The sequence below is a fragment of the Stenotrophomonas sp. CASM110 genome (assembly GCF_049384345.1).
In the GTDB taxonomy this organism is placed as follows: domain Bacteria; phylum Pseudomonadota; class Gammaproteobacteria; order Xanthomonadales; family Xanthomonadaceae; genus Stenotrophomonas; species Stenotrophomonas muris.
Map to the genome: position 1 here is coordinate 161,174 of NZ_JBMRGI010000001.1, position 20,477 is coordinate 181,650.

Below are 20,477 nucleotides of genomic sequence, written 5' to 3' on the forward strand. Positions count from 1 at the left end.
CCTCACACGCCCTGGCGAGGCATCGACCCCGGTACCGCCAGGACTGCCGCCACCGGATCGGCGTCAGGGCCAGCCATCGCCCTGGACAACCGCCGTTGGCGCCGCGCCATCAATGTGGCCACATCGATCACTTCGACGGAATCCATTGTGCTAGAAGGCTTCTCGGCGGGCGCCGATCGCAACTGTGCCATCATCCGGCGCCATTCTTGCGCTTGGCAGGCTGTGAGCGACAGCCAGGCCAGGTCCTGCGGTTCCAGCTCGCGACCTTCGGGTGTGATCAGACGATCACCGAGGAAAGAAAAACCGGCCCAAGGGCCGGTCAAGTCGATACGGTGGTGCGGGTCGAACTCAATCATGCCGCGATCTCATCCTTGGCCGGGGACTGAGGGCGCAGGCAAGAGCCGAGCCAGAGGCCCAGCCATTGCCACGCGGACCCAACAAAGGCCCAGATCGGGCGGATACGAGATTTCGCATAATGTATATTATGTTCTAGCCAGACTGGCCCGGGCGACCGCCGCCCGGGCCCGACCCGCGCCGCAGGCTCCCCCTTCATATGGCCGCTCCAACACCGGCAGAACCGCGCCCCACAGGCCGAGCCTTTCTCACCCCGTATCCAAACGCCCTCGTGTAGGCTCGGCGCACCACTTAAGGACGGGTTTGGCGATGCGCCTGGCTGATTTTATCGAACAGAATGCGCGGGAAATCCTCGACGACGCGGTGGCATTCGCCGAAACGCAGGCACCCGATACCGTCGAGTTCAGCGCAAAGCAACTTCGGAATCATCTTCCCCAGATTCTTCAGGCGGTCATAGACGATCTCAGATCGCCGCAGACAGACTCCCAGCAGCTCGCAAAGTCCCACGGGCTTGCACCATTGAAACCCGGCCCTGAGTCCGCCGCGTCCTATCATGGCCGAACCCGCGCCATCGCCGGCTTTGGCCTCAACCAGATGGTGGCTGAGTATCGAGCGCTTCGGGCTTCGGTACTTCGGCGATGGGCATCCGACCAGCGGCTGGTCACTTCATCGATCGATGACATCCTTCGTTTCAATGAGGCCATCGACCAGGCGGTGGCCGAATCCCTTGCTCAGTTCTCTGCCGAGGTCGAATCCTGGCGGCAGATCTTCCTCGCGGCGCTCGGGCATGATCTCCGAGGCCCCTTGGCAGCGATCATCTTCTCGGCAGACACCCTGGCCAGTGGGCTGCAGGACCCAGCTTTGGCCAAGCAGGCCGAGCGGATCATCAACGGCAGCATGCGCATGAAAAAGCTGCTGGACGACCTGCTGGCTTACAGCCGCAGCAAGCTGGGCGATGGGATGGCCATTCATCCGGTGGACTGCGATCTTGCCCAATCGCTTGGCGAGGAAGTCGAATTGCTTCGCGCTGCCCTGCCCCACGTCCCTATCACGTATGAGGTTGAAGGCGATGCCCGCGGTTGCTTCGATGCCTCTTCGTTGCGCGAGGCGGTTCACAACCTCACGACCAACGCTGCAAAGTACGGCGAACACGGCACCGATGTGCGGATCAGCCTTGAGGGCCTCGCCGACCAGATCCTGATCACGGTGAGCAACACGGGGGCCGAACTGTCGGACGAAGTGTTCAACAGCCTGTTTGATCCCTTGCGCCGAGGCTCGCTCAACGCGTCACAGGGAGAACACGCGAGCCTTGGCCTCGGCCTGTTCCTGGTGCGGGAAATCTGCCACGCGCACCGCGGCACTGTCCATGGAAAATGGCGTGATGGCCGCACCTCATTCGTCATCACGCTCCCGAAGAATGCTGATTGAGGCGACCGCCCTTGCGACGGCACTACAGGAACCTGTGCATCACGAAGACATCGACCAACCCGCGCTGGCCATGCCGGAAGGCCTCTGGCAGCGTCCCAACCACCGCAAACCCCAGCTTCCGGTACAGCGCCACCGCCGGGCCGTTGGTGCTGACCACGTAATTGAACTGCATGGCCAGGAACCCTTCCGCCCTCGCCCGCTCCAGGCTGTGTTCCACCAGGGCTCGGCCCACGCCCCGCCCCTGTGTCGCGGCGTCGACCACATACGTGGCGCTGGCCACATGCGCCCCAAGGTCAGGGAAATTCGGGCCCATCTTGTACATGCCCACAACCCGGCCCTCCAGCACAGCTACATGAGGTGCCTGGGCCTGGAACCAATGCGCGCGAAACGTCTCGACAGCGAAAGAGCCAGCAAAGGGCAGCGCATCCTGCGTCGCAATAGCTTGCTCGAACATGCCCCACATCACGTCGAAATCGCCTGCACGGGCGGGCCGGATATCCATGCGACTCCTGCAGATCTGTGGTGGTGACCAGGCCGGACACTACCAGAATCCAACGCCTGCTCCGTAGCTGCTTCACGCGCCACCGCCATCGGCTCGGCAATAGTTGCAGATATTCCGGCCTTCAGAGCAGTAGATGCCCCCTGTTTCCGCGCACATCCCGCACCGGCTTCGACGGTGGCATGTTCCTGCCTGCGTCCTGCTGGGCATCTACCTGCTGTACCTGCTGGCCGGCAACATCTTCCTCAACACACCGCTGTTTGACCAGGTCACCAACCGCAAGCCGCACAAGTTCGTGATGACCACTGGGCCGGCCATTACCGTGCTGCCAGGCCATGTCATCGCCTGGAACGTGCACATGCGCGGCCATGTGAACCACACGGTCTACGTGCTGCACGCCGACCGCGCCAGCGCTCGTCTGGCGGTACTGCCCCTGTTCCAGCGCGAGGTGCGGGTGCCCCGGCTGCAGGCCACCGGGGTTTCGGCCGAGATCAGCCGCGTGGAAGAGGCCATCCAGCCACCGCCGCGCAGCGACCGCGGCTGGACCCTGCGCTTCGATGCCATCCACAGCGACAGTATCCGCAGCGCACGTTTCGGCAAGCTGCTGATCATCGGCCAGGGCCAGGGCACGGTGGGCTTCCTCAAGCAGCTGCGCGGCGGGCCGTCGGAACTGTTCGAATCCGAGGTTGCATTCAGCGATGCGGACACCAGTTTTGACGGCGTGCAGCTGTTGGGCGACATGGATCTCACCGCGCGCTTCAGCTATCCGCGCCATTATCGGGACCAGGCGCCCGGCCTGGCCAAGTTGAAGCTGCTGCATGCCCAGCTCGAGGTCGATGCCCGCAGCCAGGGCCTGCGCATGGACACCAATGCCACAACGCCGAAGATCTCCAGCGCACCAGTGCCCGGACGGCTGCAGGCCGCACTCCACCTGATCGATGGCCAACTGCAGCCCGGCGACCACGCGCTGTGGCAGGTGCCGCTCTACCTGGGCGACGGCGCCCCCGATCGCGGCATGCTGGCGCTGCAACTCAATGTGGCCAAGGACCTGCGCCTGCAGGCCCGCTTGCCGCAAAAGTCCGGTTCAGGCAGCGAGGTGGATGCCGATCTGCATATCAGTGGCCGGGACATTCCCTTCCAACAGCCCGCACAGCTGCTGGAACGCAGTTCTGGCACAGTGCGCGGCGAATGGACGTTCACCTCGCTCAACTGGATCCCTGCCCTGTTCGTGCGCAAGCCGTGGCTGCAGCTGGATGGCGGCGGCACGCTGAAGGCGGACCTGCGCCTTCGCAACGGCGAGCTGACCGAAGGCAGCACCGTGGACATTCCTGCAGCCGAAGCCGTGGCCGAGGTGGCGGGTGTGCGCTTGGCGGGCACGGCCAGTGCCCACGGCGAACTGAAGGCCGGCACGCCCAGCCAGGCGCGGCTGGCCGTCCGGTTGCCCCGCTTCACCGCGCGGCCAGGCGATGCCAAGGACGTACGCCTGTTCGACGGCCGGGATCTGGCCCTGGACCTGACCGGCGATGGCCGCCTGCAGGAACTGCGCAAAGGCGTCCGCGCGCAGCTGCGCTTCAGTGAAGCCACCATCCCTGACCTGACCGCCTACAACCGCTACCTGGGTTCGCCCCAGGTGCGACTGCTCCGTGGCACCGGCACCGTGAGTGGTGATGCGACCCTCGATACCGACGGGCGCGTCGGCCATGGCACGGCCCGGCTGTTGGGGCGCAACGCCAGTGCAAAGGTGGCAGGGCTGGACATGGGCGGCGATATCGACGTGAACGCAACACTGCGCCGGGGAGACTTCAACCAGCGTCATTTCGATCTGTCCGGCACCACGGTCGAGCTGCGCAACGTGCAGGTGGCGGGCACGCAGGGCTCGTCGGCATGGAAAGGCCGCGTGGACTTCAGGCGTGGGCGCATCGATGCGCAGTCGCCGTTCCAGGTGGATGCCACCACGGACCTCGATCTCAGCGATGCGCGACCGTTGCTGGCGCTGTTCGCAGAGCGCACCGACTACCCGCGCTGGACCTTGTCCCTGCTGGATTCCGGACAGGTACAGGCACAGGCGACGCTGCGCTGGCGCCCTGGCCATCTGGTCATCGATGGCCTGCAGGCCGAGAACGACCGCCTGTCGGTACGCGCGCGGCTGGATCTGCTGGAACAGCGCAAGCGCGGTGATCTCTATCTACGGTGGGGGCTGCTGGGTGCGGGCATCGAGCTGGACGGCGACCAGCGCCAATGGCATCTGGCCAAGGCACGCGAGTGGTTTGACCAGCAGCCTTCGCTGCTGCCAGCGGGCCAGGGCACGGGTGCTGCAGGCTCGTCGCACTGAAGGCAACCGTCTGCATCCATTGCCGGCCCCGGTGCGTATACACCGACGCCCCAATTGACGAGTTGCACGCAATGAACAAGCGCACACAGGCCTATGGCCTTCTGGGATGGGTGGCGATCACCTTCGCTGCCGCCGCACTGGGCGCGTGGGCCTCGACGTCCGCCGCCAGCTTCTATGCCACCCTCGTCCTGCCTGCATGGGCGCCGCCTGCCGGTGTGTTTGGCCCGGCATGGACCCTGCTGTACGCCATGATGGCGATTGCGGCGTGGCTGGTCTGGCGGGAGCGCGGCTGGCGCGGCGCGCGGCCTGCGCTGTGGCTCTATCTGGTGCAGCTGGCCATCAATGCACTGTGGAGCTGGCTGTTCTTCGGCTGGAAGCTGGGCGCCCTCGCCTTCGCCGACATCCTGGTGCTGGTGGCGCTGGTGTGCGCGACGATGCTCGCGTTCGTGCGCGTCCGCAAGATGGCAGCCGTGCTGCTGCTGCCCTATCTGGCCTGGATTTGCTTCGCCTCGGCGCTCAACTTCGCAGTCTGGCGAGCCAACCCCGGGCTGCTGTGACAGCGCGCCGCATCACTCACGCCTGGGCCACGACCTGTGGGCGCCAGTTCCTCAACAGCGCCGGCTTGAACGCCTGCTGCCCGCAGCCGGTGGGGCAACGCACCACACGCGCCGACGAATGGCTGACCAGGCCTTGTCCTTCTTCGGCCTTGAACACCGTCTCGCAGGACAGGCAACGGGCCACCAGCGAATACAGGTGCAGCAACCGGCCACTGGCGGGGTCCTGCAGGGCATCCACATCCAGCAGTTCGAACTGGCAACTGTCAGCCAGCATGCGGTACGGCGTAGAAGGCAGGGTCTGCAGGTTCACGGGCGTGGTATCCGACGGAAGTCGAGCCACCCTAGGGCAGCCGCTGTCGAGCCGGCGTGCAGCGCAGATGCACTGGCCGCGAAGCCGGCAGAGACGCCTGCCGCATGCGCATCGCTGCTTGTATGAAGAATTCAGTTTCAGATGGAGGACACGCCACATGCACAGGGAGGTAGGCGGATACGCTCTTTTGCTTCACCATCCATGGTTACCGGATACACCGCTGGGTCGTTCCTGCCCTTCACGAATCATGAGTCCCGCCCTTGATGCCTTCTGCTGAGCCCACGCACGACGCTGCCCTGTCGCGTTGCGCGCGCGAACCGATCCATACCCCCGGCGCGATCCAGCCGTACGGTGTGCTTCTGGTGGTGGAACCGCACTCGCTGCAGGTGCGTGAGCGCGCCATCAGCCACCCCGCCCTGCTGCAGCAGTTCGGCGAGCCATTGATGCAACACGTCGCCGAGGTGCTGGGTGGCGTGCTGGCGCCGTTCCAGGCGGTGTTGCAGCAGGCCACGGTCGGCAGCAGCGCACACGTGGGCGCGGTGCATCTGGATGGCCATGGCCGCCACCAGCTGCTCGTGCACCGGTCTGCAACCGACCTTCTGGTTGAACTGGAGGCGCCGGTTCCGGGCCAGCCCGGTTCGCTGGAAGAGCTGTACCCGGCGATCCGCGAGCTGATGTCCGGCATCGAGACCGCCACGACGGTGGAAGACCTGTGCAGGCTGGCCGCCGCGCATGTGCGACGCCTCACCGGCTTCGACCGCACCCTGGTCTACCAGTTCGATGCAGGCTGGAATGGCACGGTGGTGGCCGAGGACGGCAACGGCCTGCTGCCATCCTATCTGGACCTGCGCTTCCCCGAATCGGACATCCCCGCCCAGGCGCGTGAGCTGTACCGCCGCAACCGGGTGCGCCTGATTGCGGACAGCGATTACACCCCTGCACCGCTGCTGCGCGCGGAAGCGCATCGCGACGCGCCTCCCACCGACCTGAGCCTGGCCGTGCTGCGCAGCGTCTCGCCCGTGCACCTGCAGTACATGCGCAACATGGGCACCGGGGCATCAATGTCCGTGTCGCTGGTGCACGAAGGGCGGCTGTGGGGCCTGGTGTCCTGCCACGCGGTGCAGCCGCGCCGCCTGCCGTACCACGTGCGTACGGCCTGTGAGTTCATGGGCCAGATCCTGTCGCTGCAGATCGCGCTGAAGGAGCGCGCGCGCGCGATCGAGGAACGCGTGGCCCGTCGCTCGGTGCTGGTCAAGCTGCTGGCACGCATGGCCGGGGACGAAGAGTTCATGGCGGCGCTGCGCTACGATGAGGCCAGCCTGCTGTCCCTGACCGGCGCGGCCGGCGCGGCCATCGTGCACAAGGGGGACTGCATGCGCGTGGGGCAGTGCCCGCCCCCCAGCGAGGTGCTGGCCCTGGCCGACTGGCTGGCCAACCAGCACGCCGGGCAGGAAATGTACTGCACCGATCATCTCGCCGCCGACTGGTCGCCTGCCGCGCACCTGACCGACGTGGCCAGTGGCCTGCTGGCGGTGTCGATCTCGCAGCTCCATCACAGCTACCTGATGTGGTTCCGGCCGGAGGTCGTGCGCACCGTGCGCTGGGGGGGCGACCCGCGCAAGACCGATGCGCCCGGCATGGCCCTGTCGCCGCGCAACTCGTTCGAGGCGTGGAAGGAGACCGTGCAGCAGCGCAGCCTGCCCTGGAGTGATGCCGACTGCGATGCCGCGCACGAAATGCGCACCGCCATTGTCGACATCGTGCTGCGCAAGGCCGAGGAAATGGCGGAGCTGAACGAACAGCTGGTGCGCAGCAACAAGGAACTGGAAGCGTTCTCCTATTCGGTCAGCCACGACCTGCGCGCTCCCTTCCGCCACATCGTCGGCTACTCGGAGCTGCTGGGCAGCTCTGCGGGCGAGCGCCTCAACGACACCGAACGCCGCTTCCTCGACACCATCGTGGAATCGGCGAAATCGGCCGGCACGTTGGTGGATGACCTGCTCAGCTTCTCGCAGATGGGCCGCTCGACGGTGGGCAGGGTGCGGCTGGACATGGCTGCGCTGGCCGAGGACGTACGCAGGACGTTGGCCCTGGACTATGCCGGCCGCGAGGTGCAGTGGACGCTGGCGCCGCTGCCGGAAGTCGAGGCCGATCCGACCATGCTGCGCCTGGTCTGGCAGAACCTGCTGGGCAACGCGATCAAGTTCACCCGCGAGCGCGAGCAGGCGGTTATCGAGGTCGGCCACGAACGCAACGACGACGAAGACCATTTCTTCGTGCGCGACAACGGCTGCGGCTTCGACATGCGCTACGTGGACAAGCTGTTCGGCGTGTTCCAGCGCCTGCATCACGTCGAGGAATTCGAAGGCACCGGCATCGGCCTGGCCAATGTGCGCCGCATCATCGGCCGCCACGGCGGCCGCACCTGGGCCGAGGGCGAACCCGGCAAGGGCGCCACGATCCATTTCACCCTACCCCGTTCCACAGGAGATCACCCATGAGGGACCTGCGGCCGATCCTCCTGGTCGAGGACAGCCCCAAAGACGCCGAGCTGACGATGGCCGCGTTGTCACGCTGCCAGCTGCTGAACGACGTCATCCACGTGCGCGATGGCGCCGAGGCGCTGGACTACCTGCGCTGCGAAGGCAAGTTCGCCGGCGCCATGCACGGTGGCCCGGTCGTGGTGCTGCTGGACCTGAAGCTGCCCAAGGTCAATGGCCTGGAAGTGCTCGAACAGGTCCGTGGCGACGCGCAGCTGAGCAGCACCCCGATCGTGATGCTGACCTCCTCGCGCGAGGAGCAGGACCTGGTGCGGAGCTACGAACTGGGCGTCAATGCATTCGTGGTCAAGCCGGTCGATTTCAAGGAATTCTTCGATGCCATCCAGGGGCTGGGCATGTTCTGGGGCATCACCAACCAGCCACCGCCGCACCGGCCCAACGGTTCGGGGCAGCACCATGCGTGATGGATCGCGCCGCAGTGAGCGCCTGCGCATCCTCATGCTGGAGGACAGCGCGCTTGACGCGGAGCTGATCAGCGCACAGCTGCAGCGCGCAGGCCTCGACTTCGAGGCCGAGCGGCTGTGGACCCGCAATGCGTTCATCGAGGCGATCGACAATCGCCCCTTCGACATCATCCTGGCCGACCACGTACTGCCCGGATTCGATGGCGATGCCGCCCTTGCGCTGGCGCGCGAGCGCATCCCGCACACGCCTTTCATCTTCGTCTCCGGCACCCTGACCGAAGAGCTGGCCGTGCAGGCCTTGACCCGCGGCGCACGCGACTATGTGGTGAAGCAGCGCCTGCAGCGCTTGCCGGATGCCATCCGTCGCGCGCGGCAGGAAGCCCACGAGCGCAACCAGCTGGTGCAGGCGCAGGCTGCGCTCAATGAGAGCCAGGCGCAGCTGCAGCAGGTGACCGACGCCGTTCCGGCGCTGATCGCCCGGCTCGACAAGGACCACCGCTACCGCTTCGCGAACAAGGCGTTCCTGGATTGGCATGGCGTGAGCCAGGCCGAATTGCTGGGACGCCTTGCCCGCGATGTCAGCGGCATCAGCGCCTTCGAACGTGCCCTCCCCAGCCTGGAACGCGTGCTGCAGGGCGAGCGCACCAGCTTCCAGGTCGAGCTCGTGCATCGCAGCGGCCAGTCACGATTCGTGCAGATGGACTGCGTGCCGGAGCATGCCGCCGATGGCAGCGTGGCCGGCTACATCTGCATGGGCAGCGACGTATCGGTGTTGAAGCAGGCCGAACTGGCCCTGCGTGAGGACAACCAGGCCCTGGAGCAGCAGGTGCAGGCGCGCACCGCCGAACTGCGGGCCAGCAAACGGCGGCTGCAGGCAATCTTTGAATCCAGCTTCCAGCATCAGGTGCTGCTGGATCTGTCCGGGCGCGTGGTCGATGCCAATGACGCTTCATTGGCCGCCGTGCTGGCGGACAAGAAGGACATTGTCGGCCAGCGCTTCGGCGAATCCCTGTGGTTCGCCAACACCGACGGCGTCGGCGCCGTGGTTGACCAGGCCGTCGCCGCGGCGGCGCAGGGTCGCAACTCGCTGCATTCCCTCGAGCTGGAACTGCCCACCGGCCGGCGCAGCTTCGATGTCTCGCTGCGTCCGCTGCTGGACGCCGACGGCGTGGTCACCGCCGTGGTATCGGAGGCGGTGGAAACCACTGCGCGGCGGCAGGCCGAGCATGCGCTTCGCCAGTCGCAGAAGATCGAGGCGGTCGGCCAGCTCACCGGCGGCATCGCGCATGATTTCAACAACATCCTGACGGTGATCTCGGGCAACATCGAGCACGCCATGCTGCTCAGCGAACGGGCCGGCGAAGCCGGCGCGATGGCCAGCCGTGCCCTGGACAATGCCCTGAAGGGGGTTGGCCGTGCCGCCAGCCTCACCCAGCGCCTGCTCGCCTTTGCCCGGCGCCAGCCGCTGCACAGCCAGGCAGCCAACCTCAACGAGTGCCTGCTGGACATGCAGGACATGCTGCGGCGGGCGCTGGGCGAACTGGTGCAACTGGACATCCGCACCGCCGAGGACATCTGGTGCGTGGAGATCGACATCAGCCAACTGGAAGCGTCGGTGCTGAACCTGGCGGTCAATGCGCGCGACGCGATGCCGCACGGCGGCCGCCTGGTGATCGAAGTCGACAACAGCCACCTCGACCACGACTACGCCGCATTGTTCCCGGATGCTTCCCCCGGCGAGTATGTGATGCTGCGGGTGCGCGACAACGGCCACGGCATGGACGCGGCCACCCTGGCGCGCGTGTTCGAGCCGTTCTTCACCACCAAGCAGGTCGGCCGCGGCACCGGGCTCGGCCTGTCGATGGTGCACGGCTTCGTGAAGCAGTCCGGTGGCCACGTGCTGATCGATTCGGTGGAAGGCGGCGGTACCAGCATCACCATGATGTTCCCGCGCTCGCCTCTGGCGCTGCCTTGCGAGGCTCGCGTCCCGCAGACGGGCCTGGCCGGCTACTCGCCACGCGAGGAAACCGTGCTGGTGGCCGAGGACAACGACGATGTCCGTGCGCATACAGTCGATGCGCTGCGCCTGCTGGGCTACCGCGTGCTGGAAGCGCACGACGGCCCCTCGGCGTTGCGGCTGCTGGAACGGCCGGACACCAAGGTCGACCTGCTGTTCTCGGACGTGGTGATGCCGGGCATGTCCGGCTGGGAGCTGGTGCGTGAGGTGCGTGAACGCTGGCCGGCAATCGCGGTCCTGTTCACGTCAGGCTATCCACGCGACCACGATGCGGTTGGCGCGCAGGGGCGTGCAGCCGCCCTGCTGCCAAAGCCATTTACCCGCAGTGACCTTGCGCTGGCAGTGCGCACCGCGCTGGAGGCTGCGCCGCGCTGAGGTCAGGCGGACGCATCGCGCATGCCTGCCGCGATCCGGTTGATATCCGCGCACTCGATCGTGGCCGGCGGGTTTTCTCTTCCGGCCAGGGCGATCATCGCCATGCCCAGCGCCAGGTTGCTGGTCATCAGCGAGGGCGCGAGCGCACCGGCCAGTTTCATCAACGGTGCGCCGCCCCAGTACAGGGGTTTCAACAGGGCATGCCGGGTACCTGTCCCCGGCACCGGCCGGACCCCGCCCGGACGCAGCATCACCGCGCGCAGCGGCAGCGCCTGCAACGCCCGCTCGGTCTCGCCCTTCACCCGCAGCGGCATCAGCCGGCTTTGCGGGTCCGCGCCTGCGCCGGAGACATACAGGAAGGACCCCTGCGGATTCACCGCAGCCCAGGCGCGGGCCACTGCCAGTGTGGTGTCCAGGGTCACGCGCCGGTACTCGGCCTCGGCAGTGCCAACCGGTGGCGCACCGGCACAATAGAAGCATGCGTCGTACCCGGCCAGTTCATCACGCTGCGCGTCGATGTGCAGGAAGTCCGGGACCACCCGTTCGCTGCCGGGTCCGCGCAGGCTGCCCGGGCGCCGCACCAGCGCGGTCAAGCCGGCAACCTGCGGCGAACGCTGGCAGGCCAGGGCAACGCCCTGCCCTACCAGGCCTGCAGCGCCGGTCAGGAGAATCCGCAATGTCTGTGCCTGAGCCATGGCCAGGGCCGCACTAGAGTTTCACGAACCGCTGGATCTTGCGCGCCAGCCACCCGCTGAACACCAGCGGTGCATCCAGCGCCGACACGCAGATGCACGGCACCCCCGGCGCGGTCACCGGCTGATGCTCCACGTCTTCATCCAGGTCCGCCACGTCGCCGGGTGCGAACAGCCCCAGCGCATCGTTGTAGGAACCGCGCAGGATCTGGGTCAGCTCGCTGCGGCCATGGCTGTGCATGGGCAGGCATTTGCCCGGGGCGATCTTCAGCATGATCAGCGAAGGCATCTGCTCGGCACGGATGCAGTGCACGCCGGGCGCCATCCAGCGCCAACGCAACCCACTGAGCGATGCCCCGAAGTAGGGGTGCAGCGAGGCAGGCAGATGGTCCGGGTCGGCCTCGGGCCGCTCCTTCGGCACGGGACGCGCGGCCTGGTCCATGGCAATCGGCATTTCCGCAGCCAGCTGCATCAGCATGGACTCGCGCAGCTGTTCGCGGCGTGGATCAGGCGCGGGCGGCTGGGTCTGCTCAAGCAGCACCGAGCCGATCGCCTCGGCCTCGCGCAGGCGCTGGCGGCAGTGCGGGCACTGCTCCAGATGCGCACCCGCGACCACGCTCAGTGGCGCGGGCAGCGCGCCTGCGGCATAGCTCATCAACGTCGATTCGTGCAGGTGGTGGTGCGGGTTCACAGCGCACCTCCCACCTTGGCCTGCAGCTGCAGGAACGCGCGTCGCAGATGCGACTTGACCGTGCCCAAGGGCATGCCGATCGCCTCGGCGATCTCGCTGTGGCTCTTGGCCTCGAAATAGGACATGCGCACCAGGCGCGCCTGCACGGCGGGCAGTTCGTTGATGCGCTGGCGCAGCCGGGCCTGGTCGGCAAACTGTTCGGCGCTGCTGCGTTCGATCACATCCAGGGTTGCTGCGTCCTCCACGGCTGCCTGCACCTGCATCCAGCTGCGCTCGCGGCGGATGCGGTCAATGTGCAGGTTACGGGCGATGCGATACAGCCACGTGCTCAGCGCACCCTGCGCGGGATCGAAGTCGGCCGCGCGCAGCCATAGCCGCAGCAGGCTCTCCTGCGCCAGTTCCTCGGCCACCGCGTCAGGCACGCCCAGGCCCCGCAGGTATACGCACAGCCGCGGCATGAAGTAATCATAGATCCGCATGAAACAGTCGCGGTCACGAAGCCGTGCCACGCCGTCCATGTCACCGGCCCAGTTCGTCGGCTCGCTGCTCGGCTGCTGGGAACTGGACACGATGCGTGCGGTATCGAAGTTGAGGGGGTTGCTGGCGGCGTCAGGGTACATCGGCGTTCGCGGCGGGCGGGTGAAGGTCTGTCCTCTTTACGCGCAGGGGCCGTGATTGGATGCAGCCGCTGCAGGCGCATCCAACCGCCCATCCCCGCCGTATGACCTCAGCCCTCCTTTCCCGGATGAACGCGATGCGTACCGCTTGGCTGCTGCTGTGCCTGCCCCATGTTGCGCTGGCCGCGCCCTGGCTGCGAAGCGAGGGGGTAGCAACGTCGTCGCGCGGCGACCTGCTCTACCGCGAGGTGCACTGGCGACGCGATGCGGCCGAGGGTGCCGAGCGCTGGGTGCTGTACCAATGCGCGGACGGGCGGCCTTTCGCCCGCAAGCACCTGCCGGCCAGCGCGGCCCCACAGGCGCGCGGCTATACCCTGGAGGACCGGCGCAGCGGCCAGAAGGCCGAGGTCGAGGCCGCCAGCGGCAGGGTCTCGATCGCGTGGAAGGAGGATGCCGGCAGCCCACCGGTGCAGCGCGAGCTCGACCTGCCGACCGGCGCGGTCATCGACGCAGGGTTCGACGCGGCGGTGCGCCTGCATTGGCAGGCGCTCATGCGCGGCGAGCGTGTGACCCTGCCCTTCCTGGTCCCAGCGCGGCAGCGCTACTTCCCGGTGCAGGTAAGGCGCATCGGCCCGCAGCGCTGGCAGGGGATCGATGCGCAGTCGATCGAGGTCAGCCTGGACACCTGGTACGGCGGCATCGCGCCACGCCTTGCGCTGGTATACGCCAGCGCTGACCAGCGCCTGCTGGAGTTCCGTGGCACCAGCAACCTGCGCGATCAACGCGGTGCCTATCCACAGGTGACGGTGCGCTTCATCGCCGCAGCGGCTGGTCGCCCCGCCAGCGAATGGCAGCAGGCCTGGGCGCAGCCGCTGACAGATCGCTGCACCGTTACGGCCAGGTGAAATCTAAATTTCCTGCCGCACTCCGCATCCAGTGGGCCTTCTGCCGCGTAGAGGAAGACACGAAACCCGCCGAGATCCGCCATGGCCTCTGTAGCGCCCCTCCCCCGTCAACGCTGGCGCCTGCTGCGCACGCTGCAGCGCTGGTTCGATACCGGCAACGCCGCAGAGGCCACCGACGAGCGGCCGGGGCGGATCGACTGGGTGCGCGCCGTGCCCTTCGCGCTGATGCACCTGGCCTGCATCGCGGTGATCTGGGTGGGCATCTCGTGGACAGCGGTGATCGTGGCTGCAGCACTCTATGCGGTGCGCATGTTCGCCATCACGGCGTTCTACCACCGCTACTTCTCGCATCGCACCTTCCAGGCATCGCGGCCGGTGCAGTTCGTGTTCGCGGTGATAGGCGCCTCCAGCGTACAGCGCGGGCCGCTGTGGTGGGCCGCCCACCATCGCCACCACCACCGTCACGCCGACCAGCCGCTGGACCCGCACTCCCCCCGTGAGGGCGGCTTCTGGCGCAGCCACATGGGCTGGTTCCTGACCCGCGAGGCCTTTGCCACCGACCTGTCGCGGGTGCCCGACCTGGCGCGCTACCCGGAGCTGCGCTGGCTGGACCGCTTCGATACGGCTGTGCCGGTACTGCTGGCCGCAGCGCTGTATGCACTGGGCGCCGGGTTGGAGCGCTGGGCGCCAGGCTTGCATACCTCCGGCTCGCAGTTGCTGGTGTGGGGCTTCTTCATCTCCACCATCGTGCTGTTCCACGCCACGGTCACCATCAATTCGCTGGCCCATCGCTTCGGTCGCCGCCGCTTCGAGACCCGCGATGACAGCCGCAACAATCTCTGGCTGGCGCTGCTCACCTTCGGCGAAGGCTGGCACAACAACCACCACTTCTTCCCGGGCACCGTCCGCCAGGGCTTCCGCTGGTGGGAAGTGGACCTGACCTGGTATGGACTGCGCGCGATGGCGGCGCTTGGGCTGGTCAAAGGGCTCAAGCCGATTCCCGAGTGGGTGCTGGCCAAGGCGAGGTACTGACATGCGCATCGCGATCATCGGTTCGGGCATTGCGGGACTGGCCAGCGCCTGGTGGCTGGACGGCGAACACGACGTCACGCTGTTCGAGGCCAACGACTATCTGGGCGGCCATACCCACACCCACGACGTGCAGGTGGATGGCGTCCGCATGGCGGTGGACACCGGCTTCATCGTGTTCAATCCCCAGCACTACCCGCTGCTGACCGCACTGTTCGACGAGCTGGGCGTAGCCTCGCAGCCGACCACGATGAGCTTCTCGATGCACAGCGAGCGCAGCGGCGTGGAGTACAACGCCACCTCGCTGGATGGCCTGTTCTGCCAGCGCCGCAACCTGGTGTCGCCGCGCTTCTGGGGCATGCTGGCCGACCTGCGCCGGTTCTACCGCGATGCCCCCCTGTTGCTGGCAGAAGACGAGGGCCCAACGTTGGGGCAGTACCTGCGCAGCCAGCGCTACGGCGATGCCTTCATCGACGAGCACCTGCTGCCGATGGCCTCCGCGCTGTGGTCGTCCCCGACGGCCACGGTGATGGACTTCCCGGCGCGCTATCTGGCCCAGTTCATGGCCAACCACCAGATGCTGCAGATGACCGGGCGTGCACCGTGGCGGGTGGTGAGCGGTGGATCGGCCCGCTATGTCGATGCCCTGCGCGCCCGCTGGCGGGTGCATGAGCGGCTGGAGTGCCCGGTACAGTCGGTCGAGCGCATGCCGTGGGGCGCTCGCGTGCACAGCGCGGCCGGCGTGGAAGGCTTCGATGAGGTCATCCTGGCCTGCCACAGCGACCAGGCCCTGGCGCTGCTGCGTGACGCCGACCCCATCGAACGCGACGTGCTCGGCGCCATCCGCTACCAGGCCAACGAAGCGGTGCTGCACACCGACGCGTCATTGCTGCCGCGCAACCGCAAGGCGTGGGCGGCATGGAATGCCCATGTGCCCCGCGACCCTGCTGCGCCCTGCACGGTCAGCTACTGCATGAACCAGCTGCAGGGCCTGCCCGGCAGCACGCCCCTGGTGGTCACGCTCAACCGCAGCGAAGCAATCGACCCCGGCAAGGTGCTGCGCACCCTGCATTATGCGCACCCGGTGCACGACCATGCCGCAGTGCGCGCGCAACAGCGCTGGGCCGAGCTGCAGGGCCGCCGCCACACCTGGTTCGCAGGCGCCTATTGGGGCTGGGGCTTCCATGAGGACGGCATCCGCAGCGCCCGCCGCGTGGTCGATGCACTGCGCACCTGTGAACCGCACCACGTCATGGCGGCTCCCGGCGAGGTGGCCGCATGAGCGCCAGTGCGCTCTACTTCGGGCAGGTGGCGCACCGCAGGCACCTGCCACACCCGCATGCGTTCCGCTATCCGATCGCACAGCTGCTGCTCGACCTGGATGAACTCGACAGCGTGTTCGCCGGGCGCTGGCTGTGGTCGATCAATCGCCGCAATCTGGCCGAGTTCCGTCGCAGCGATTACTTCGGCGATCCCGCGCGGCCCTTGGCCGATGCAGTGCGCGACCACGCTGCATCAACCCTGGGCTACCGGCCCACCGGCCCGGTCCGCCTGCTCACCCATCTGCGCTTCGCCGGTCACGTGTTCAACCCGGTCAGCTTCTACTACTGCTACCGGGCCGATGGCAGCACGCTGGACTGCATCGTCGCCGAGATCACCAACACACCCTGGAAGGAACGTCACGCCTACGTGCTGCCGGTCGCAACGGCCACGCAGGAAGGCACCTCGCTGCGCTGGCGGTTCGACAAATGCTTCCATGTCTCGCCCTTCATGCCGATGGATTGTCATTACGACTGGCGGTTCAACTGCCCTGATGAGGACCTGCGCGTGCACATGCAGGTCTGGCGCGACGGCGTGCGCCAGTTTGATGCCACCCAGGTCATGCAACGACACCCCCTGGATGGCCGCGGGCTGGCCCGCGTCCTGGCCTGCTATCCACTGATGACCACCCAGGTGGTGGCCGCCATCCACTGGCATGCGTTGCGGCTGTGGCTGAAACGTAATCCCGTACACGACCACCCTACCCTTGCCGAGAAACCGCGATGAATTCGATGATTCCTTCGGTCGCGCTGCCGCGCCCCGGCGCATTGGATGCCTTCCTGCGCCGCCGCCTGCTGGCCCAGCTCGCCCCGATGCGCGACGGCCGCCTGTGCGTGCGCGACGCGCTGGGCGAAGTCTGGTTGGGCGATGCCCGCGGTGAGCTGCATGTCACCGTCACCATCGAGGACCCGGCGTTCTATCGCAAGGTGGCGGCCCAGGGCAGCGTCGGCGCCGGCGAAAGCTACATCCATGGCGAATGGCGCTGTGACGACCTGGTCGCCCTGATACGGCTGCTCGTGCGCAACCGCGATCTGCTCGACAGCATGGAACACGGCCCGGCGCGCGTGGGAGGCTGGCTGCTGCGCGGCTGGAACCGCCTGCGCCGCAACAGCCGTGAAGGCAGCCGCCGCAACATCGCCGCGCACTACGACCTCGGCAACGACTTCTTCGCCCTGTTCCTGTCACCGGACCTGATGTACTCCTCGGCCCTGTTCGCCGAAGAGGGCGAATCGCTGGAATCCGCCTCGCGGCGCAAGCTGGACCGCATCTGCCAACAGCTGCAGCTCAAGCCGGGCGACCGCGTGGTGGAGATCGGTACCGGCTGGGGTGGTTTTGCGCTGCACGCGGCGCAGCACTACGGCTGCCACGTCACCACAACCACGATCTCCGCCGAGCAGCATGCACTGGCCAGAGAGCGCGTCCGCGTCGCCGGGCTGCAGGACAAGGTCACGCTGTTGATGCAGGACTACCGCGACCTGCAGGGCCAGTTCGACAAGCTGGTATCGATCGAGATGATCGAAGCCATCGGCGCCGAATACCTGGACACCTACATGGCAACGCTGCAGCGCCTGCTCAAGCCTGATGGTGTCGCCCTGCTGCAGGCCATCACCATCGAAGATCACCGCTACGAGCAGGCACGGCGCAGCGTCGACTACATCAAGCGCTATGTGTTTCCGGGCAGCTTCATTCCGTCGATCAACGCGATCATGGCGGCCAAGACCCGATCCAGTGACCTGCAGCTGGTCGCCCAGCAGGATTTCGGCCACTCCTACGCACTGACCCTGCGCGCCTGGCGCCAACGCTTCCTTGCCCAGCTGCCCGCTGTGCAGGCACAGGGCTTTGATACGCGCTTCTGCCGGATGTGGGAGTTCTACCTGGCCTATTGCGAGGGCGGCTTCCTGGAGCGTTCGATCGGCGTTTCGCATCTGCTGCTGGCGCGCCCCGGGCATCGTCCCGCTGGCGCATCGGGTCAAGGCGGCTGAGGTGCGCCGGTTCTGGGCCAATCTGCTTGGCAACCAGCTGGTCTGGCTGTGCGCCGTGGCCGGCGCCGGGCGCGGCTGGCAATGGCCGGCGCTGCTGGCAGCGTCGCTCTACATCGGCAGCCAGCTGCTGACCTCGCCGCAACCTCGGCTGGATCTTCGGCTGATGCTGTTGGCGCTGGCCTGCGCGTGGCTGGTCGACGCCAGTGCCGCCGCCAGCGGCACCGTACGCTACGCCGCGGCCCCGCTGGGCTGGACGCCACCCCTTTGGATCATGGCGTTGTGGGCCGCGTTTGCGATGACGCTGACCACTTCGATGCGCTTCCTGCTGCGCCACCCTGCCCTGCCAGCCGCGTTCGGCCTGCTGCTGGCCCCGCTGGCCTATCTCTCCGCAGCGCGCGGTTTCGATGCGGTTCGATTCACTGCGCCGCTGTGGCAGGGCCTGCTGGTACTGGGGGTGGGCTGGAGCATCGCGCTTTCGCTGCTGTGCATGGCCGCTCGTCGCGGCTCCCGCACCATCCCGCCGCCCTTGGCCGGAGCGCCGTCATGATCAATCTGGTGTGGGTACTGCTGTATGCCGTGCTTGTGATGAGCTGGGGCTGGGCCTGGCAGCGGCGCCACCGCAACATCGGCGTGGTCGATGTGCTCTGGGCCAAGGGCGTGGGTGCTTCGGCCCTGTTGCTGGCTTGGCTCGGCGATGGTGCGGCGGCGCCACGGATTGCACTGGGCGTGCTCGGTGGCCTGTGGGGCAGCCGACTGGCACTGCACCTGTGGCATCGGGTCCGCCATGAACAGGAAGACGGTCGCTACCGTTATCTGCGCGAGTACTGGCAAGGGCATCAAGCCAAGATCTTCGGCTTTTTCATGGCCCAGGCACTGCTGGTCGTGCTGTTCGCCCTGCCCTTCGTCGCGGTGGCTGCCAATCCACAGACCAGCATGACGTTGTGGGTCGTGGCCGCCGCACTCGTGTGGCTGCTGAGCGTCGGCGGCGAGAGCCTGGCCGACCATCAGCTGGCCCGGTTCCGCGCGAATCCGGCAAACCAGGGTCGCACCTGCCGCGCCGGGCTCTGGCGTTACTCCCGCCACCCCAACTACTTCTTCGAGTGGCTGCACTGGTTCAGCTATGTCCTGCTCGCGGTCGGCTCGCCGCTATGGTGGCTGGCGTGGTCCGGCCCGCTGCTGATGTATGTGTTCCTGCGCTACCTGAGCGGCATTCCGTTCACCGAAAAGCAGGCGCTGCGCAGCCGCGGCGACGATTACCGCGCCTACCAGCGCAGCACGCCGATGTTCTTCCCCTGGTTCCCTCGTCCTTCCAAGGAGCATTCCGCATGAGCGCGATTCCGTCACTGACCCCGGCCGACGACGCGGAAACCGGGCTGATCGCCTGGGCCGAACGCGGCCTGGTTCCCGATGCCGCGCTGCGCGCCGGCATCCGTCGCCTGTGCGCGCAACGCCTGCACGAGGAAATGCTGGGCGGTATCGAAGCACAGTCCGCACGCTTCAGCCGTCGCATCGCCGAGCTGGCCGACAGCCCGCTCGCGCTGCATACCGACGCGGCCAACCGCCAGCACTATGAGGTTCCGGCGGCCTTCTTCCAGGCCTGCCTGGGCAGGCGCCTGAAGTACAGCAGCTGCTACTACCCAACCGGGCGCGAAACGCTGGACCAGGCGGAGGACGCCATGCTGGAGCTGTACGGCCAGCGCGCCGGACTGGCCGATGGCCAGCAGATCCTCGAACTGGGCTGCGGCTGGGGTTCGCTGACCCTGTGGATGGCCGAGCGCTATCCCACCGCCGCGATCACCGCCGTGTCCAATTCGCACAGCCAGCGCCAGCACATCATGGCGCAGTGCCAGGCCCGGGGGCTGCACAACGTCGAGGTGATCACCCGCGACGTCAACCAGCTCGAGCTGCCAACCGCACGCTTCGACCGCTGCGTCTCGGTGGAAATGTTCGAGCATGTGCGCAACTACGAGCGCCTGCTGGCGCGCATCAGCCAGTGGCTGAAGCCCGACGGCGCGCTGTTCGTGCACATCTTCGCCCACCGCACGCTGATGTACCCGTTCGAGACCGAGGGCGGCGACAACTGGATGGGCCGCCATTTCTTCACTGGTGGCCTGATGCCGGCGGCCGACACGCTGCTGCATTTCCAGCGCGACCTGCGGCTTGACCAGCGCTGGTTGCTGGACGGCACCCACTACCAGCGCACGGCCGACCACTGGCTGGCCAACCAGGATGCAGCACGCGAGGCGGTGATGCCAGTGCTGGTCGCGACCTACGGCCAGGCCGCCGCGAAGATCTGGTGGCAGCGCTGGCGCATGTTCTGGATGGCATGCGCCGAGCTGTTCGGCTACGACGACGGCCAGCAGTGGCTGGTCGCCCACTATCTGTTCCGCCCCCGTTGAGGTGT

20 protein-coding genes are annotated in these 20,477 nt (G+C 67.0%); 14 read left to right on the top strand and 6 right to left on the bottom strand.

Annotation, left to right across the window (positions count from 1 at the left end; all coding sequences use genetic code 11):
• Positions 1 to 2: 2 nt before the first annotated feature.
• Complete coding sequence (locus VG561_RS00805; RefSeq protein ID WP_262093957.1) at positions 3 to 356, bottom strand: phage protein; 354 nt, start codon at positions 354 to 356, stop codon at positions 3 to 5.
• A gap of 307 nt (positions 357 to 663) precedes the next feature.
• On the opposite strand from VG561_RS00805, the gene VG561_RS00810 reads away from it, so the two are divergent.
• Complete coding sequence (locus VG561_RS00810) at positions 664 to 1,782, top strand: ATP-binding protein (RefSeq protein WP_423179280.1); 1,119 nt, start codon at positions 664 to 666, stop codon at positions 1,780 to 1,782.
• 22 nt (positions 1,783 to 1,804) lie between these two features.
• Here the strand turns inward: VG561_RS00810 and VG561_RS00815 are convergent, their stop codons facing one another.
• Entirely contained in the window at positions 1,805 to 2,284 is a 480-nt protein-coding gene (locus VG561_RS00815) for a GNAT family N-acetyltransferase (RefSeq protein WP_169411059.1), read from the bottom strand.
• A 133-nt stretch (positions 2,285 to 2,417) separates the two neighbouring features.
• On the opposite strand from VG561_RS00815, the gene VG561_RS00820 reads away from it, so the two are divergent.
• On the top strand, positions 2,418 to 4,613 hold the full coding sequence (locus VG561_RS00820; RefSeq protein WP_423179281.1) for a hypothetical protein: 2,196 nt from the start codon (positions 2,418 to 2,420) through the stop codon (positions 4,611 to 4,613).
• Between the two features lie 71 nt (positions 4,614 to 4,684).
• On the top strand, positions 4,685 to 5,170 hold the full coding sequence (locus VG561_RS00825; protein WP_169411055.1) for a TspO/MBR family protein: 486 nt from the start codon (positions 4,685 to 4,687) through the stop codon (positions 5,168 to 5,170).
• Positions 5,171 to 5,186: 16 nt separating this feature from the next.
• On the opposite strand, the gene VG561_RS00830 is transcribed toward VG561_RS00825, so the two are convergent.
• Entirely contained in the window at positions 5,187 to 5,480 is a 294-nt protein-coding gene (locus tag VG561_RS00830; protein ID WP_014647137.1) for a hypothetical protein, read from the bottom strand.
• 263 nt (positions 5,481 to 5,743) lie between these two features.
• Here VG561_RS00830 and VG561_RS00835 point away from each other — a divergent pair, with 263 nt between their 5' ends.
• From VG561_RS00835 to VG561_RS00845, 3 genes are read left to right on the top strand one after another with little or no spacing between them, the layout of a single operon-like run.
• Positions 5,744 to 7,981 carry an ATP-binding protein gene (locus VG561_RS00835; RefSeq protein ID WP_423179282.1) on the top strand — a complete coding sequence of 746 codons (2,238 nt, stop codon included), beginning with the start codon at positions 5,744 to 5,746 and terminating at the stop codon, positions 7,979 to 7,981.
• The gene (locus VG561_RS00840) at positions 7,978 to 8,445 is read left to right on the top strand and encodes a response regulator (protein ID WP_014647135.1); all 468 of its coding nucleotides are present in this window, start codon (positions 7,978 to 7,980) and stop codon (positions 8,443 to 8,445) included. The genes VG561_RS00835 and VG561_RS00840 overlap by 4 nt, the downstream gene beginning before the upstream one ends.
• The gene (locus VG561_RS00845; protein WP_423179283.1) at positions 8,438 to 10,837 is read left to right on the top strand and encodes a PAS domain-containing protein; all 2,400 of its coding nucleotides are present in this window, start codon (positions 8,438 to 8,440) and stop codon (positions 10,835 to 10,837) included. Before VG561_RS00840 ends, VG561_RS00845 begins: the two co-directional genes overlap by 8 nt.
• 2 nt (positions 10,838 to 10,839) lie before the next feature.
• On the opposite strand, the gene VG561_RS00850 is transcribed toward VG561_RS00845, so the two are convergent.
• Genes VG561_RS00850 through VG561_RS00860 form a run of 3 tightly spaced genes read right to left on the bottom strand, consistent with a single transcriptional unit; the run spans position 10,840 to position 12,840 of the window.
• Entirely contained in the window at positions 10,840 to 11,532 is a 693-nt protein-coding gene (locus VG561_RS00850; RefSeq protein ID WP_049439847.1) for an oxidoreductase, read from the bottom strand.
• A 13-nt stretch (positions 11,533 to 11,545) separates the two neighbouring features.
• Positions 11,546 to 12,220 carry a ChrR family anti-sigma-E factor gene (locus VG561_RS00855; RefSeq protein ID WP_423179284.1) on the bottom strand — a complete coding sequence of 225 codons (675 nt, stop codon included), beginning with the start codon at positions 12,218 to 12,220 and terminating at the stop codon, positions 11,546 to 11,548.
• Complete coding sequence (locus VG561_RS00860) at positions 12,217 to 12,840, bottom strand: sigma-70 family RNA polymerase sigma factor (protein WP_014647131.1); 624 nt, start codon at positions 12,838 to 12,840, stop codon at positions 12,217 to 12,219. Before VG561_RS00860 ends, VG561_RS00855 begins: the two co-directional genes overlap by 4 nt.
• Positions 12,841 to 12,974: 134 nt before the next feature.
• Between VG561_RS00860 and VG561_RS00865 the strand changes: the two genes are divergently transcribed.
• The 8 genes from VG561_RS00865 (at position 12,975) to VG561_RS00900 (ending at position 20,472) form a co-directional block, all read left to right on the top strand.
• Positions 12,975 to 13,742 carry a hypothetical protein gene (locus tag VG561_RS00865; RefSeq protein WP_049439851.1) on the top strand — a complete coding sequence of 256 codons (768 nt, stop codon included), beginning with the start codon at positions 12,975 to 12,977 and terminating at the stop codon, positions 13,740 to 13,742.
• 81 nt (positions 13,743 to 13,823) lie between these two features.
• On the top strand, positions 13,824 to 14,774 hold the full coding sequence (locus tag VG561_RS00870; RefSeq protein WP_049439853.1) for an acyl-CoA desaturase: 951 nt from the start codon (positions 13,824 to 13,826) through the stop codon (positions 14,772 to 14,774).
• A gap of 1 nt (position 14,775) precedes the next feature.
• Positions 14,776 to 16,053, top strand: coding sequence for an NAD(P)/FAD-dependent oxidoreductase (locus VG561_RS00875; RefSeq protein WP_049439856.1), 1,278 nt, complete (start codon positions 14,776 to 14,778; stop codon positions 16,051 to 16,053).
• Positions 16,050 to 16,817 carry a DUF1365 domain-containing protein gene (locus VG561_RS00880; RefSeq protein WP_142234700.1) on the top strand — a complete coding sequence of 256 codons (768 nt, stop codon included), beginning with the start codon at positions 16,050 to 16,052 and terminating at the stop codon, positions 16,815 to 16,817. The genes VG561_RS00875 and VG561_RS00880 overlap by 4 nt, the downstream gene beginning before the upstream one ends.
• The gene (locus VG561_RS00885; protein WP_049405283.1) at positions 16,814 to 18,073 is read left to right on the top strand and encodes an SAM-dependent methyltransferase; all 1,260 of its coding nucleotides are present in this window, start codon (positions 16,814 to 16,816) and stop codon (positions 18,071 to 18,073) included. Before VG561_RS00880 ends, VG561_RS00885 begins: the two co-directional genes overlap by 4 nt.
• A gap of 1 nt (position 18,074) precedes the next feature.
• The gene (locus VG561_RS00890) at positions 18,075 to 18,620 is read left to right on the top strand and encodes a DUF2878 domain-containing protein (protein ID WP_032961075.1); all 546 of its coding nucleotides are present in this window, start codon (positions 18,075 to 18,077) and stop codon (positions 18,618 to 18,620) included.
• Positions 18,617 to 19,402, top strand: a complete 786-nt coding sequence (locus tag VG561_RS00895) for a DUF1295 domain-containing protein (RefSeq protein WP_046430504.1) — start codon at positions 18,617 to 18,619, stop codon at positions 19,400 to 19,402. The genes VG561_RS00890 and VG561_RS00895 overlap by 4 nt, the downstream gene beginning before the upstream one ends.
• The gene (locus tag VG561_RS00900) at positions 19,399 to 20,472 is read left to right on the top strand and encodes an SAM-dependent methyltransferase (protein WP_014647123.1); all 1,074 of its coding nucleotides are present in this window, start codon (positions 19,399 to 19,401) and stop codon (positions 20,470 to 20,472) included. The genes VG561_RS00895 and VG561_RS00900 overlap by 4 nt, the downstream gene beginning before the upstream one ends.
• Positions 20,473 to 20,477: the final 5 nt, after the last annotated feature.

Excerpts from the sequence above, each read along its gene's own strand:
- VG561_RS00885 (WP_049405283.1), top strand. The coding sequence starts at position 16,814 with ATGAATTCGATGATTCCTTCGGTCGCGCTGCCGCGCCCCGGCGCATTG.
- VG561_RS00820 (WP_423179281.1), top strand. The coding sequence starts at position 2,418 with ATGCCCCCTGTTTCCGCGCACATCCCGCACCGGCTTCGACGGTGGCAT.
- VG561_RS00900 (WP_014647123.1), top strand. The coding sequence starts at position 19,399 with ATGAGCGCGATTCCGTCACTGACCCCGGCCGACGACGCGGAAACCGGG.
- VG561_RS00815 (WP_169411059.1), bottom strand. The coding sequence starts at position 2,284 with ATGGATATCCGGCCCGCCCGTGCAGGCGATTTCGACGTGATGTGGGGC.
- VG561_RS00875 (WP_049439856.1), top strand. The coding sequence starts at position 14,776 with ATGCGCATCGCGATCATCGGTTCGGGCATTGCGGGACTGGCCAGCGCC.
- VG561_RS00880 (WP_142234700.1), top strand. The coding sequence starts at position 16,050 with ATGAGCGCCAGTGCGCTCTACTTCGGGCAGGTGGCGCACCGCAGGCAC.
- VG561_RS00860 (WP_014647131.1), bottom strand. The coding sequence starts at position 12,840 with ATGTACCCTGACGCCGCCAGCAACCCCCTCAACTTCGATACCGCACGC.
- VG561_RS00870 (WP_049439853.1), top strand. The coding sequence starts at position 13,824 with ATGGCCTCTGTAGCGCCCCTCCCCCGTCAACGCTGGCGCCTGCTGCGC.
- VG561_RS00850 (WP_049439847.1), bottom strand. The coding sequence starts at position 11,532 with ATGGCTCAGGCACAGACATTGCGGATTCTCCTGACCGGCGCTGCAGGC.
- VG561_RS00840 (WP_014647135.1), top strand. The coding sequence starts at position 7,978 with ATGAGGGACCTGCGGCCGATCCTCCTGGTCGAGGACAGCCCCAAAGAC.
- VG561_RS00825 (WP_169411055.1), top strand. The coding sequence starts at position 4,685 with ATGAACAAGCGCACACAGGCCTATGGCCTTCTGGGATGGGTGGCGATC.
- VG561_RS00805 (WP_262093957.1), bottom strand. The coding sequence starts at position 356 with ATGATTGAGTTCGACCCGCACCACCGTATCGACTTGACCGGCCCTTGG.
- VG561_RS00845 (WP_423179283.1), top strand. The coding sequence starts at position 8,438 with ATGCGTGATGGATCGCGCCGCAGTGAGCGCCTGCGCATCCTCATGCTG.
- VG561_RS00810 (WP_423179280.1), top strand. The coding sequence starts at position 664 with ATGCGCCTGGCTGATTTTATCGAACAGAATGCGCGGGAAATCCTCGAC.
- VG561_RS00865 (WP_049439851.1), top strand. The coding sequence starts at position 12,975 with ATGCGTACCGCTTGGCTGCTGCTGTGCCTGCCCCATGTTGCGCTGGCC.
- VG561_RS00835 (WP_423179282.1), top strand. The coding sequence starts at position 5,744 with ATGCCTTCTGCTGAGCCCACGCACGACGCTGCCCTGTCGCGTTGCGCG.
- VG561_RS00895 (WP_046430504.1), top strand. The coding sequence starts at position 18,617 with ATGATCAATCTGGTGTGGGTACTGCTGTATGCCGTGCTTGTGATGAGC.